Below are 13830 nucleotides of genomic sequence, written 5' to 3' on the forward strand. Positions count from 1 at the left end.
CGGATCGGCTCGCAGGGTTTTTGAAAAAGATCAGGTGCGCGGCATCTGTCATCACTAAGAACCCTGGGTGAGCTTAATTTGGATGGATTTGAGAGAATTGATGGGTGACCGTTACAGACATCCCCACCAGCGCTACCAAACTTGACTTGCCTCCCTTGAAGCTAGGCAACATCACAGTTACGACCCCAGTGGTGCTTGCCCCCATGGCAGGTATCACCAATACGGCCTTCCGCAGGCTGTGCCGCGAGCACGGCGGAGGTGTATTTGTTTCGGAAATGGTCACTTCTAGGGCTCTCGTGGAGCGCACACCCGAGTCCATGCGGCTGATCAGCCATGACGAGGACGAGGAAATTCGCTCCGTCCAGCTCTACGGTGTTGATCCGGAGACCGTGGGCCGGGCTGTGCGCATGCTGGTTGAGGAAGACCACGCGGACCACATCGATCTGAACTTCGGCTGTCCTGTGGCGAAGGTGACGCGTCGAGGTGGCGGCGCGGCGCTTCCATGGAAGACCGATCTGTTTGCCTCGATTGTGCAGACAGCCGTGAAAGAGGCATCCAAGGGCGGCCTTCCGCTGACCATCAAGATGCGTAAAGGGATTGACGATGACCACCTGACGTACCTTGAAGCCGGACGGATCGCGCGCGATGCCGGGGTAGCTGCCGTGGCACTGCACGGGCGCACTGCTGGCCAGTTCTACTCCGGACACGCCGACTGGGACGCCATCGCAAGGCTCCGCGAAGTGTTGCCGGACATCCCAGTCTTGGGAAACGGTGACATCTGGAGTGCTGAGGACGCCATCGCCATGGTCCGCCAAACCGGTGTTGACGGCGTTGTGGTCGGGCGGGGCTGCCAGGGCCGTCCGTGGCTCTTCGGCGATCTCAAAGCGGCCTTTGAGGGCAGCGAGGAACGCCACCGCCCTGGATTGGCAGAAGTATCCGCCGCCGTCTATCGGCACGCTGAGCTGCTCGTTGACACGTTCGACGACGAAAACAAGGCCCTGCGTGACATTCGCAAGCACATGGCCTGGTATTTCAAGGGCTACGTAGTGGGGGGAGAACTGCGCGCCCAGTTGGCCGCCGTGCCCACACTCGAGGTACTGCGTGGTCTCCTGGACCAGCTGGACATGGAATCCCCCTACCCAGGAGCCGACGCCGAAGGGCCCCGAGGCCGCGCCGGCACGCCCAAGCGCACGGCGTTGCCCGAAGGATGGTTGAAGTCCCGCAATCTCAGCGGCGAGCAGCAGGCAGATATTGGTGCCGCGGAATTGGACGTTTCCGGGGGATAGTCCCCAAACGCTCCCACAACTCGCACGCTCGTTGCGGGGCCCTCGCGTTTGTGGGCCCAGTACGCTGCCGACTGTGCACGCTCGTTGCGGGGCCCTCGCGTTTGTGGGCCGAGTAAGCTCCCGACTGTGCGAGCTCGTTGCGGGGCCCTCGCGTTTGTGGGCCCAGTACGCTCCCACAACTCGCACGCTCGTTGCGGGGCCCTCGCGTTTGTGGGCCCAGTACGCTGCCGACTGTGCACGCTCGTTGCGGGGCCCTCGCGTTTGTGGGCCGAGTAAGCTCCCGACTGTGCGAGCTCGTTGCGGGGCCCTCGCGTTTGTGGGCCCAGTACGCTCCCACAACTCGCACGCTCGTTGCGGGGCCCTCGCGTTTGTGGGCCCAGTACGCTGCCGACTGTGCACGCTCGTTGCGGGGCCCTCGCGTTTGTGGGCCGAGTAAGCTCCCGACTGTGCGAGCTCGTTGCGGGGCCCTCGCGTTTGTGGGCCCAGTACGCTCCCACAACTCGCACGCTCGTTGCGGGGCCCTCGCGTTTGTGGGCCCAGTACGCTCCCGACTGTGCGAGCTCCGGCAACCAGCTAACTCAGGAGCCAGCTGTGGACAACGTCCATGACTGTCGCCAGCTTGGCCCTAAACTTAGGGCTATGTCTACCAGCGCGCAGCCAGAGTATTCCGCCAGCGACGTGGAACGGTGGGTCCAGGAGGCCCACAAGAGCAGTTTCCGCACCGTTTTTGAGCGTGATCGGGCACGCGTCTTGCACTCTTCTGCGTTGCGCCGCCTCGGAGCCAAGACCCAAGTGGTGGCTCCGGACACCGACGATTTTGTCCGAACCCGCCTCACCCACAGCTTGGAAGTGGCCCAAATAGGCCGCGAGCTGGGCCGTGTCTTGGGCTGCGACCCGGACGTGGTGGATACGGCATGCCTCTCTCACGACCTTGGACATCCCCCGTTCGGCCACAATGGCGAGTCAATTCTCAACGCCCTCTCCCATGACATTGGCGGTTTTGAAGGCAATGCCCAGACGCTGCGCCTGCTGACACGCTTGGAGCCAAAAGTCATGACGCCGGACGGCGGTTCGGCCGGTTTGAACTTGACCCGTGCCTCATTGGATGCAGCTTCCAAGTACCCGTGGTTAGCTGCCGACGCTCCTTTGCTGGATGGACGCCGGACCAGCAAATTTGGTGCCTATGCCGACGATCTGCCCGTTTTTGAATGGTTACGCAGGGACGCCCCCACAGCGAAAACGTGCATCGAGGCTCAGGTCATGGATTTAGCTGATGACATTTCCTACTCCGTCCACGACGTGGAAGATGCGATCGTTGCAGGGCACGTTCAGCTCAAATGGCTGGCTAATGCCGACCAGCGCAGCAGAGTTTTGGGCTACACCCAACAGTGGTATCTGCCAGGTTCACAGACAGCAGAGATCGAGGCTGCACTGGCCCGGCTAGAATCCACAGACGTCTGGGTTCGGCATGCAGACGGCAGCCGAGCCTCAATGGCGGCTCTGAAGGATATGACGAGTCAGCTGATTGGACGGTTCTGCCAGAGCGCAGTCGCTGCTACCCAAGCCCTCTACGGCACAGGAAGGCTCACCCGGTACGCCGCTGACGTCGTCGTGCCTCGAGAAACTAGTGTCGAAATCGCCGTCATGAAGGGCCTAGCCACCACGTTCGTCATGACCACGGACCACCGCCAACCCATCTATCAGCGCCAGCAGGACGTGCTCAGCGAACTTGTTGCCGTCCTTAATGCCACAGGGGACGCGCATTTGGAGACCATGTTTGCCGCAGATTGGCAAAATGCGCAGGACGACGACGCCCGACTCCGAGTCGTGATCGATCAAATTGCCTCGTTGACTGACGTTTCGGCGCTGGCATTGCATGAACGCCTTGTCGGCATGGAGCGCACACTGCTTTAGGCTCCGCTTGCTACTTTTTTGAGCTTCGCGGTGTTCTCCCCAAGCGAAGAAGTACCGTGGCGTTGTGTACGGCGAATTCACGTAAACTGACCCTGTGGCCGGGCTGATCAAGAGGGAAGACATCGACGAGGTGCGCACGCGTACCGATCTGAAAGAGGTCGTCGACGCCTACGTCACGCTCAAATCCGCCGGGATTGGTTCCTTCAAGGGTTTATGCCCTTTCCACGACGAGCGCAGCCCCTCCTTCCACGTGCGCCCGCAGATGGGGTATTTCCACTGCTTTGGCTGCCAAGAGAGTGGCGACGTCATCTCCTTCGTCCAAAAAATGGACCACATCCCGTTTTCGGAAGCTGTAGAGAAACTCGCTGGCCGCATCGGCTTTGAGTTGCACTATGAAGACGGTGGGAGTGGACCGCGGCGCGAAGACGTGGGCCGCCGCCAGCGCTTGCTGGACGCCCACAAGATTGCAGGAGAGTTCTTCCAAGCTCAATTGTTGACACCGGGCGCTGCTACCGGACGGGCTTTTTTGCAGGAGCGCGGCTTTGAACGAAGTGCCGCTGAACACTTTGGGGTCGGCTACTCCCCGCAGGGTTGGGACGCCCTTCTCAAATACCTCTCCGGTAAAGGGTTCACCCAAGAAGAGCTGAAACTCACCGGCATGTTCTCCGAAGGTCAGCGGGGGATCTACGACCGTTTTCGGGGTCGGCTCATGTGGCCTATTCGCGATATTGCCGGAGATACGGTGGGCTTTGGTGCCCGCAAGCTCTTCGACGATGATCAGGGACCCAAATACCTCAACACCCCGGAGACCGTGCTCTACAAGAAGTCCTCGGTGCTCTATGGGATCGATTTGGCAAAGCGGAATATCGCCTCCAAACGCCAGCTAGTGGTTGTGGAGGGTTACACCGACGTGATGGCCTGCCACTTGGCTGGTGTGGACACGGCCGTAGCCACGTGCGGTACCGCCTTCGGTGCCGATCACATCAAGGTTGCTCGCCGCCTGCTTTCAGACGACGGCACTGGTGGTGAGATCGTCTTCACGTTCGACGGCGACGCTGCCGGGCAAAAGGCGGCGCTGAAGGCCTTTGATGAGGATCAACGCTTTGTTGCGCAGACTTTCGTGGCAGTGGAACCTTCAGGGGCTGACCCGTGCGAGCTGCGCCAACGCCGCGGGGACGAGGCCGTCCATTCTCTGATCCGCTCACGTCGACCGTTGTTTGAATTTGCCATTCGCTCCACCCTGGCCAAATTCGACCTGAGCACGGTAGAAGGGCGTGTCAGCGGACTGCGAGCCTCGGCTCCGGTGGTCGCAGCCATTCGCGATGCCTCTACACGGATGGGCTACAGCCAAGAACTCGCTGGCTGGCTGGGTATTGCTGACCCAAACGAGGTGATGCGCGCTGTCAAGGGAGCCGAGAAACGTGCCCAAACCGCTGCCGTAAGCGGGACTACAGCTTCGCGCCAATCTCCGACGTCTGCGGGTCAGCTCAAGACAGGACAAGACACGTACGACGTCGGCAGCGGCGGACGCGCCAACACCACAACTTTTGGGCATCAGGAACACTTTGGTGCGGCAAATCCCGAACCTGGGACCCCTCACCAGAGGCAAAGATGGCAGGACGCCGGAGCCGGTGACGGCGTCGAACCTTCCATACAAGAACCGGCTGCACCCGTCTACGAAAGACCGGATCCGCGGGACCCGCAGGGACGGATGGAACGGGAAGCTTTGGAAGTGGTGTTGCAACATCCCGGCTTGCTCACGAGCGGAAACTGGCAACACTTCGCTGCCACCGACTTCGTCATTCCGGCATATAAGGCTGTTCAAACGGGTATCGCCGCGGCAGGGGAGTCGCTGGTGGCGTCCTCGCAGTGGCTAGAAGCGGTGCGAGAAAACGTGCCAGCTACTCTGGTGTCGCTGGTGGCGGAACTGGCACTTAGCCCGCTACCAGCGACAAAGGAAGAAACGCTAAACCGGTATTGCCGGGACATTCTGCGCAGATTATTTGAGATGCAGATCACCCGCCTGAAGCAAGAACGGCTCGGCGCCCTCCAGCGGATGGATCCAAGCGTGGACCCGGAAGGCTACACGATGCTCCAGCGTGAACTCATGGAGTTGGAAAGTGCTAGACGGGCCCTGCGGGGTGACTCTTGAGCAGTTCACGCACAGGCGATTTCGCAACCGGGCCAGCCTTTGTTATTGTTGTTCTGCGCGATCCTCTGTAGCTCAATTGGCAGAGCATTCGACTGTTAATCGAAGGGTTACTGGTTCAAGTCCAGTCAGAGGAGCCAATCCCATTGTTGGGATTTCCGGATGCCAATCCGGGCCACGCGCACAGCAGATTCTAATCCTGCTTTGTTTTGTTGTTATGACACGGCACTGCTAGGGTATTGACTGCTTCATTCCTCTGTAGCTCAATTGGCAGAGCATTCGACTGTTAATCGAAGGGTTACTGGTTCAAGTCCAGTCAGAGGAGCCAAAGAAGAGGTCCCGCACTCATTACTGAGTGCGGGACCTCTTCTTTTCTAGTGTGGCTGTTAACCTTTTTAAGCCACAATTTCCGCTCTAGAGGGTGGCGGTGTCAATGACGAAGCGGTAGCGGACATCGGATGCCAGGACGCGCTCGTAGGCTTCGTTGATCTTGCTGGCAGGGATGACCTCGATCTCGGCACCGATGCCGTGCTCGGCGCAGAAATTGAGCATTTCCTGTGTTTCTTTGATGCCGCCGATCGCGGATCCGGCGAAGGTGCGCCGTGCCCCGATCAAGGAGAACGCCTGCACGGGCAGAGGCTCGGCAGGGGCACCCACGCTGACTAGTGCGCCGTCGAGCTTGAGCAGCTGGAGGAAGGCGTTGATGTCGATGACGGCGCTGACCGTGTTGATGATCAGGTCGAAGCTTCCGGCGAGGTCGGAGAACGTGTTCTGATCACTGGTGGCGTAGTAGTGATCGGCGCCCAGACGCAGGCCGTCTTCCTTCTTCTTCAGCGACTGAGAAAGGACGGTGACGGTTGCGCCCATGGCGTGGGCGATCTTGACCGCCATGTGGCCGAGCCCGCCCAGGCCCACGACGGCGACGTTCTTGCCGGGACCGGCACCCCAGTGGTGCAGGGGGGAGAACGTGGTGATACCGGCGCAGAGTAGCGGGGCGGCGACGTCGAGCTCAAGTCCGTCGGGGATGTTGACCACGAAGTTTTCGGTTACGACGACGTGGGTTGAGTAGCCGCCCTGGGTGATGGTTCCGTCGCGGTCCATGGCGCCGTAGGTGCCCGTGTTTCCCTTGAGGCAGTATTGCTCTTCGCCGGCCTGGCAGTTGGCGCATTCGCCGCAGGAGTTGACCATGCAACCGACCCCAACACGGTCGCCGACTTTGTGTCGGGAGACTTCGGAGCCCACTTCGCGCACGATGCCGGCGATCTCGTGGCCTGGCGCCAGAGGGTACTGCTGCGGGCCCCAGTCGCCGCGGACGGTGTGGATGTCCGAATGGCAGATACCGGCGAATTTGATGTCAATCAGGACATCGTGGGGGCCCACTTCCCGGCGCTCAATGGTGGTGGGTACAAGATCACCGGTGGCGGAGGGTGCTGCGTAAGCCTTGACTGTAGACATTATTTACTCCTGTAGTTGATGTGTAGGAATGGTTTTTGGGGGGAGAAGCAGTGGGGATGGCTGTATGCCATCGGTTCGGCACGGCGTCGTGCATGAATGTCAGAGTGCATGAATGTGAGGGGGCTTGAATGTAGCGTGCCGTGAGGTCAGACTGCCTGCCGGCGAGCCGTCAGCTGGCACGGCGGCGGCCCAATAATGCGGGGTCAGTGGCGCAGGGCATCCCCGGTGGTGCTGTGTGCATCGCTGGCGGGTTCCGCGACGAGTTCCTTAGTGGTGGCAGCCCAGCTGGCCAACAGTGCCAAACCGTCCTCCGAGGAGGACCCTGGCTCGGCTGTGTAGGCGAACATCGTCAGGCCCGGTGATGCCGACAGCTCCAAGGCGTTGAAATGTAGCACCAGATCGCCCACGGACGGGTGGCGGAGGGTCTTGACGCCGCTGCGGTGGTGGCGGACATCATGCTGCGCCCAGCGCCTGCGAAATTCTGTACTCCGGGTTGAGAGTTCCCCCACAAGGTCCGTCAGGCACCGATCGAAAGGGTCGCGGCCGGCCTCCGCATGTAGCATGGCCACCACCGTGTCGGCGGCCAGGTTCCAGTCCGCGTAAAGCGACTCTGAACCGCGGTTGAAGAAAACGAAACGCGCATAATTTAGCCGGTGTGCCGGTTCCTTGAAGGCCTCCGAATACAGGGCGCGCCCCAGATCGTTGGCCGCGACGATGTCCAGACTCCGGTTTTGCACAAATGCGGGGATCCCCACCATGCCGTCCAGGATCTGTTGGATGCTCGGATCGATTTCCTTGGCGGCCCGTCGCCGTGTGCGAGGTGCCGAGCTGGCCGCTTTGGCGAGATTGAACAGGTGCTGGTGCTCAGCCTCGGTGAGCCTAAGGGCACGGGCGATGGAGTCCAAGACAGAGTCGGAGACCCCGGCCAGACTGCCGCGTTCCAGCCGGGTGTAATACTCAACGCTGACCCCTGCTAGCTGTGAAACTTCTCCCCGGCGCAGACCCGGGACGCGGCGGATACCACCAAAGGTTGGCAGCCCCACCTGCTGGGGTGTGAGCTTCGCCCGCCGGGAAGCAAGGAATTCCCGAATCTCGTTGCGGTTATTCATATCCACCACGTTACGTCCTGCTCCACTATGAGTGGGAGGCCCTGACAGGGTCTGTGAGGGCCACCATAGTAATTTCCACCGGAATGGCGAAGCCGTGAGTTGGCAGGGGTTGTCCGCTGCGCGGCGCGCCCGGGACCTGAGCCGGGCTGGGGAATCAGAATCGACTAAGCGGTGTTCCCCCTACAAGCGTCCACCATCAGAAGGAAGTCTTGGCCTATGTCCTCTGCACTCTTTGAAGCGATCACCTTGCGCGGTGTGAGCGTCCGCAACCGGCTCTGGGTCACACCCATGTGCCAGTATTCAGCTGAACAGCAGGACGGGATGCCCAACGACTGGCACTTGGTGCACTTGGGATCCTTCGCCAAGGGCGGGGCAGGCGCCGTGTTCACCGAGGCCACCGCGGTCCTTCCCGAAGGTCGGATTTCACCTCAGGACCTGGGCTTGTGGAACGATTCCCAGGAAGCAGCGTTCGCCCGGATTGTCAGTTTCATCCACTCACAGGGTGCCGTAGCCGGTATCCAGCTTGCGCACGCCGGACGTAAAGGGTCAACCTATAGGACTTGGGAGCAACGTCACGGCACAGTCCCCGTGGACGACGGCGGCTGGACCACACTGGCGCCCAGCACTGTGGCCTTCGGCAGCTACAAGGAGCCCGTGGCACTGACGGTGGAAGGGATCCGGGAGGTCACGGACGCCTTCGCCGCTTCCGCCCGAAGGGCCGTCGCCGCAGGGTTTGACCTCATTGAAATTCATGCCGCCCACGGCTACCTCCTGCACCAGTTTTTATCACCCTTGAGCAACACCCGCACTGACTCTTACGGCGGCTCCTTAGAAAACCGCGCTCGTGCGCTGCTGGAAACCATCGACGCTGTCCGCACCGAAGTCGGCGCTGACGTGCCAGTGGTGGTGCGCTTTTCCGCCACGGACTGGACCGACGGGGGCTGGACCCTGGCGGACACGCAGACCGTTGCACGGTGGGCCGCGGAGCACGGTGCCGACCTGGCAGATGTTTCCTCCGGCGGTAACGTCCCTTCCGCATCGATCCCAGTCGGCCCCGGCTACCAAGTCCCATTCGCCACCGCGGTCCGCACCCATGCCGGCGTGCCGACCATCGCCGTCGGGCTCATCGAGGATGCCCGACAGGCAGAGCAGATCGTTGCCACCGGCTTGGCCGATGTCGTCATGATGGGCCGCGAGCTCCTCCGCGATCCCAATTTCCCGCTGCGCGCCGCCGCCACGCTGGGCGTTGACGTTCCGTACGCCCCGCAGCAGTACCACCGCGCTCCAATGGAACGGACCAGGGCGTAGCGTCATGTAACATCTCAAGTTTTCTGTCACCGGCGGCTCGCTCTGACCAGCGTCGATGTTCAACGCTGGATCTGCGGAAGTCTCAAATTCGTGTCACTCTCCTACGAGGCGCGTCATCGTTGGTGAAGACGCGCCATCCAGTTCCACGTGCGACGACCAAATCAACTGGGTCAGGCGGTATGGCGAGTAGCGGGCCAACGCTTGTCGGAGTCAGAAGACCGGACTCGTGGAAGGCGGAAATTCTGCCCCATATAAGGTCCGCCGTCCGTTCACCGGGCACTATTGCGGGCGGGTCTTACCGGAATCGGAGGTCAGTGGATTATCGCGGATTTCAGTTTGGGAGAATTGTGGTTGTACTTGCGCCGACGAGGGACCGGCTTGGGGATACGGTTCAGCAGGTTCGACGGTAGCAGCGGTCCCTCGGCTAGCGCACTCCCAACGGATGCGTCATACTGGCCGAAAATGAAGGGACATCAATGTCATTCCAGGCTTACCTCGACACCGTCGAGAAAAAGACAGGGCTTACCCCGCGCCAGTTGATCGAAATCGCACATCAGCGCGGGTTAGGTCCCGAAACCAAGGCGGGATCCATCCTGACATGGCTGTCAGAGGAATACGGCCTTGGGCGGGGGCACGGGATGGCCATGGTTCATGTCATCACGAAGGGCGACAGCATCGGTAGCAAACACGTCGGCACGGGGAGCGCCCACAGTGACCTGAAGGATCACCTGTGGCTGGATGGTGTTGCCACCAAGCCAGCGTGCTACTAAGGGCTGGTCAGACCCCTACGTCGTCAAACGAACCACGGATAAATGCCCGGTAGTCAATCCTCTTATGTGACGGGCTCAAGGCGGCTTTCGTGAGCAAGCTGTCGTCCAGTTGATACTTGGCTCAACTCACCCTTAGAGTACAATTTTTCTGTTTTCTGCGGTGCTCCCTTCTTGCTTGGGCTGCTACACGATATCTGCGTGCGGAGGATGGTATTCGGTCTGTCTTTCTAGCCGGATGAAAAACAAAGCCGAAACTAAACCGTGCCCCACAACCGAGCAGTAGACTCGTTGTCCATGGGGAAAAGGCGATCTCAGAACAAGACGGTAGCGAAGCATCCATACGTAGATCCCTCATCGAACGGCGATACTACTGAGGCGAGCAAAGAACAGTCTCCCCGACACATGTCTGTAAAACGCAGGTTATCGATATGGTCTAAGTTGGGGATCGTCTCGTCTCTATTGCTGCTGCTGGTTTGCGGAGCAGGTGCTACCGCCTATTTAAAACTGCAGAATAATATAGCTGCTGTCGATTTGTTTCAGCCCGGAGAGCAGCCGTCATCAGAGCCTCCGGTAGACGACAATTCACCAATAGATATTTTGGTCGTCGGAACAGACACACGCGATGGTGCCGATAGCCGCTACGGCAGTGCAGATGACTCCAACGGTGAAGGAAACGCTGACGTCATGATGGCGGTTCACATTTCGGGGGATAGACAGAGAATGTCTGTCGTCAGTATTCCCCGAGACACGATGGCCCCGTTCCCCGGATGTGTGGATGCTGCCGGCGGTCCGCCGTGGCCTGCAATGGAAACGCAAATTCTGAATGTTGCCCTGAAAATGGGGGGACCGTCCTGCTTGAGGAAAACGGTTGGCGATCTTACGGGGGTCTCATTCGAGCACTTTATGATTGCTGATTTCCATGCCGTCGTTGATCTAACTAATACTGTCGGCGGTGTTCAGGTGTGTGTCAACAAGGCGATCGATGACGCTGACTCGAGACTACATTTGCCTGCGGGAAACAGCACCATTCAGGGGGAGGACGCCTTGGCCTTTCTGAGAACCCGGAGCGCCTTCGGTGATGCTAGTGATCTTTCCCGGATAGCTGCCCAGCAAGGGTTCTTGTCGTCCCTCGTGCGCAAAATTAAAAGTGAAAAAACGCTCACAGACGTACCCAAGCTCTATTCGATCGCAGACACTGTCACTAAGAATGTCACTATCGATAAAGGGCTTGCTAATATCCCTGCGTTATTGCAGCTAGCCAGCCGACTTAAGAACATCAACCCAGCCAACGTGACGTTCGTCACCGTACCTCACGAACCATATGTGTACGATCCCAACCGAGTTCAGATACAACAAGAACCCGCTAAGAAGCTCTTCTCCACGATTATTGCGGACCAAGATATTTCTACATCGGTAAATGACAAAGGTGCTGCGGCGCCTGGTCAAGATATATCGCCAGGTGTCGCGCCCTCAGAACTTCCGAGCGAGGGCGCCCCCATGCCAACAGCAGTGTCTGTTCCGGATCCTCTTACAGGTCAGAACGCGGATCAGCAGACGTGCCAATCGGCATCCGGATTCAAATAAATGACCTGTTCTGCTTGCGGGTGGGCTTGTGGGTAGCTAGAAGTGGATGGGGTCCGGGGGCTTCCTGCTATCTTGGCTGCGCCGACCAGCATAACCACAAATGATGTGAGGGAAACTGCAAGCATCGAAAATAGGAGCACGTCCACAAATTCTGTCGGCCGGCTTTGGCTTACAAGATTTCCTTCAAGCCTGAGCAGTTGCCGAGCCGCTGCGGCAGCGGAAACCCATAGGATTTCTCCTACGGCCACCACCCAGGCGAGGCGTAAATGGCCCCTTCCCCGGCCACAAAGAACCGTCAGCGAGACGACTGTCGCGAGTATGACTAAACCCAGCAATAGGGTGGACAGGTTTAGTGGCAGGCCGAAGAAGGTAGAGCCGATGCACAAAACCGCCACCACCAAGGCCGCGATCACACCAGCAACTATCGTGAATCCCCGTAACGAAAACCGTAATTTCACGGTTTCATCCCCCTCGTTCATTGCCGCTACTCATGAGAAGGATAGGTAGGTCATGCCAGATAAGTGGACCCATCTACCAGTCAATCAATTGGTGCGAACCATACAAGGTAGAAGCTCGAGGTGATAGGGGATCGTGTCCGCATCCCGCTCAGAGATCCTACACGTCACCGGGTCCTCGAAAAAACGGCGCTAAGATAAGAAGCGGTTCCGCACTCACTCAGGAGTGCGGAACCGCTTCTTTCTTTGCCGGCTCACGTGGATCGGCCCGGCGTGAGCCCTGGTCTTAGAGTTTTGGCACCGTACGTGGCCGGACGATTAGCCAGAGGGCGGCCATCGCCAGCAGGCTGCAAGTACCCATGATGAGGGCCATCGGACTAGCAGTCTTGACTCCCACAAGACCAACCACCGGGGTAATAAGTCCTGCAAATCCGAAGGTGGCGGCACCGAGCAAAGAGGCCGCTGTGCCAGCTTGCTTGCCGTTGCGGGCCAGACCCAAAACCTGCACGGAGGGGAACATGAATCCGGTCGCCGCAATGAAGAACCAGAGCGGGACAATCACTCCCCACAGCCCAAAGCCCAGCTGGTCAAAGACCACCATGGCGATCGCCGCCAGCACCTGGCCCACCGTGGCGCCAGCAATGACCCATTGTGGGCCAATAAAGCGCATGAGGCGAGCCGCCACCTGGACTCCTGTGACCACCCCAAGGGAATTGGCGGCAAACAGGAAACCATATTGTTGGGGCGTGAATCCGTAGGTCGTTTGAAACAGGAAGGTTGAGGCTGAGAGGTAAGTGAACAAGGCGGCGAAGTTGAGTCCGCCTACAAAGAGTGTGCCAACGAAGATTCTGTCGCTGAAAACCGCCTTGTAACGGCCGGCAACGCTCACGCCGTCGAACTTGCGTTTTTCACGGGGCAGGGTCTCGATGATAAAGACGAAGGCCGCTAGAACTACAAGCGCGCCGTAGCCGGCCAAGAACCAGAAGATGCCGGGCCAGTCCATGATGCCCAGAAGCTGGGAACCGATCACGGGCGCTAAGATCGGCGCCATACCGTTGACCAGCGACATGTAGGAGAGCATCTTGACAAGCCGGTAACCGCCGAAGAGGTCACGGATCATGGCCATGGCCACCACGCCACCGCCGGCCGCGCCAATCCCCTGCAAGATGCGGAAGATCCCCAGCATGGTGATGTCGGTGGACATGGCAGCACCCACAGATGCCGCCACGTGTACGGTGGTGGCCAAAATCAAGGGCAGTCTGCGGCCAAATTTGTCGCTAAACGGACCCACTACCAACTGCCCGGCCGCGAAACCGATTGTCGTGGCAGTGAGAGTTAGCTGGACGGCAGTGGCGCTAACCTTCAGTTCCTCACCGATGATGGGGAAGGCTGGCAGATACAGGTCAACGGTGAACGGGCCTAGGGCTGTCAACAGGCCCAAGACGAGGACATAGACGAGTTTTTGTCGGCGGCTCAGGCTGTCGCCTGGGTGCGAAATGGGGGTCAAAACAGGATTCCTCGGGATCGAAAAGCATGGCAAGCGGGCCCTTTGCGCATCCACGGCACTGGGAAAGGCTTAGGTGTTAATGATATTGCTTCGGTGGGTCAGGAGTGCCCTGTTAACGCTCCGGTGTGCTCCTGCCCAGTGCCATAACGTCACAACGGCCCCAGCTATTTCCTACTACGCACGAATCGCTCCACCACGAGGGATGGTAATTTTGTCTATGCTGGTGTGTACCAAAAACGGCGGTACACAAAGATTTCGGGCAAAAGTCGTGTGTGCCATGAAACGAATGTGAT

Annotated in this window: 10 protein-coding genes and 2 tRNA genes; 8 read left to right on the forward strand and 4 right to left on the reverse strand. The window is 59.4% G+C overall.

Going from position 1 to position 13830, the window contains the following annotated elements:
* Positions 1-104: 104 nt before the first annotated feature.
* From dusB to LOH53_RS02240, 5 genes are all read left to right on the forward strand, one after another.
* The gene (dusB, locus tag LOH53_RS02220; RefSeq protein WP_230066074.1) at positions 105-1286 is read left to right on the forward strand and encodes a tRNA dihydrouridine synthase DusB; all 1182 of its coding nucleotides are present in this window, start codon (positions 105-107) and stop codon (positions 1284-1286) included.
* Between the two features lie 639 nt (positions 1287-1925).
* Entirely contained in the window at positions 1926-3200 is a 1275-nt protein-coding gene (locus LOH53_RS02225) for a deoxyguanosinetriphosphate triphosphohydrolase (RefSeq protein WP_230066075.1), read from the forward strand.
* Positions 3201-3294: 94 nt separating this feature from the next.
* A complete protein-coding gene (gene dnaG / locus LOH53_RS02230; protein WP_230066076.1) occupies positions 3295-5352 on the forward strand; it encodes a DNA primase in 2058 nt (685 codons plus the stop codon).
* A 61-nt stretch (positions 5353-5413) separates the two neighbouring features.
* Positions 5414-5489 (forward strand) — tRNA-Asn (locus LOH53_RS02235).
* Between the two features lie 112 nt (positions 5490-5601).
* Positions 5602-5677 (forward strand) — tRNA-Asn (locus LOH53_RS02240).
* An 86-nt stretch (positions 5678-5763) separates the two neighbouring features.
* Here LOH53_RS02240 and LOH53_RS02245 read toward each other — a convergent pair.
* Together LOH53_RS02245 and LOH53_RS02250 are read right to left on the reverse strand one after the other, a co-directional pair.
* A complete protein-coding gene (locus tag LOH53_RS02245; RefSeq protein WP_230066077.1) occupies positions 5764-6804 on the reverse strand; it encodes an NAD(P)-dependent alcohol dehydrogenase in 1041 nt (346 codons plus the stop codon).
* A gap of 203 nt (positions 6805-7007) precedes the next feature.
* Entirely contained in the window at positions 7008-7913 is a 906-nt protein-coding gene (locus LOH53_RS02250; protein ID WP_230066078.1) for a helix-turn-helix transcriptional regulator, read from the reverse strand.
* Between the two features lie 216 nt (positions 7914-8129).
* On the opposite strand from LOH53_RS02250, the gene LOH53_RS02255 reads away from it, so the two are divergent.
* The 3 genes from LOH53_RS02255 (at position 8130) to LOH53_RS02265 (ending at position 11575) form a co-directional block, all read left to right on the forward strand.
* Complete coding sequence (locus tag LOH53_RS02255; protein WP_230066079.1) at positions 8130-9221, forward strand: NADH:flavin oxidoreductase/NADH oxidase; 1092 nt, start codon at positions 8130-8132, stop codon at positions 9219-9221.
* A 476-nt stretch (positions 9222-9697) separates the two neighbouring features.
* Positions 9698-9991, forward strand: a complete 294-nt coding sequence (locus tag LOH53_RS02260; RefSeq protein ID WP_230066080.1) for a DUF4287 domain-containing protein — start codon at positions 9698-9700, stop codon at positions 9989-9991.
* 402 nt (positions 9992-10393) lie between these two features.
* Positions 10394-11575 carry an LCP family protein gene (locus LOH53_RS02265; protein WP_230066081.1) on the forward strand — a complete coding sequence of 394 codons (1182 nt, stop codon included), beginning with the start codon at positions 10394-10396 and terminating at the stop codon, positions 11573-11575.
* Here LOH53_RS02265 and LOH53_RS02270 read toward each other — a convergent pair.
* On the reverse strand, positions 11539-12033 hold the full coding sequence (locus tag LOH53_RS02270; RefSeq protein WP_230066082.1) for a hypothetical protein: 495 nt from the start codon (positions 12031-12033) through the stop codon (positions 11539-11541). The genes LOH53_RS02265 and LOH53_RS02270 overlap by 37 nt on opposite strands.
* Before the next feature lie 283 nt (positions 12034-12316).
* A complete protein-coding gene (locus LOH53_RS02275) occupies positions 12317-13537 on the reverse strand; it encodes a multidrug effflux MFS transporter (protein WP_230066083.1) in 1221 nt (406 codons plus the stop codon).
* Positions 13538-13830 lie beyond the last annotated feature (293 nt).

It is taken from the genome of Arthrobacter cryoconiti (assembly GCF_020905375.1).
In the GTDB taxonomy this organism is placed as follows: Bacteria; Actinomycetota; Actinomycetes; order Actinomycetales; family Micrococcaceae; genus Specibacter; species Specibacter cryoconiti.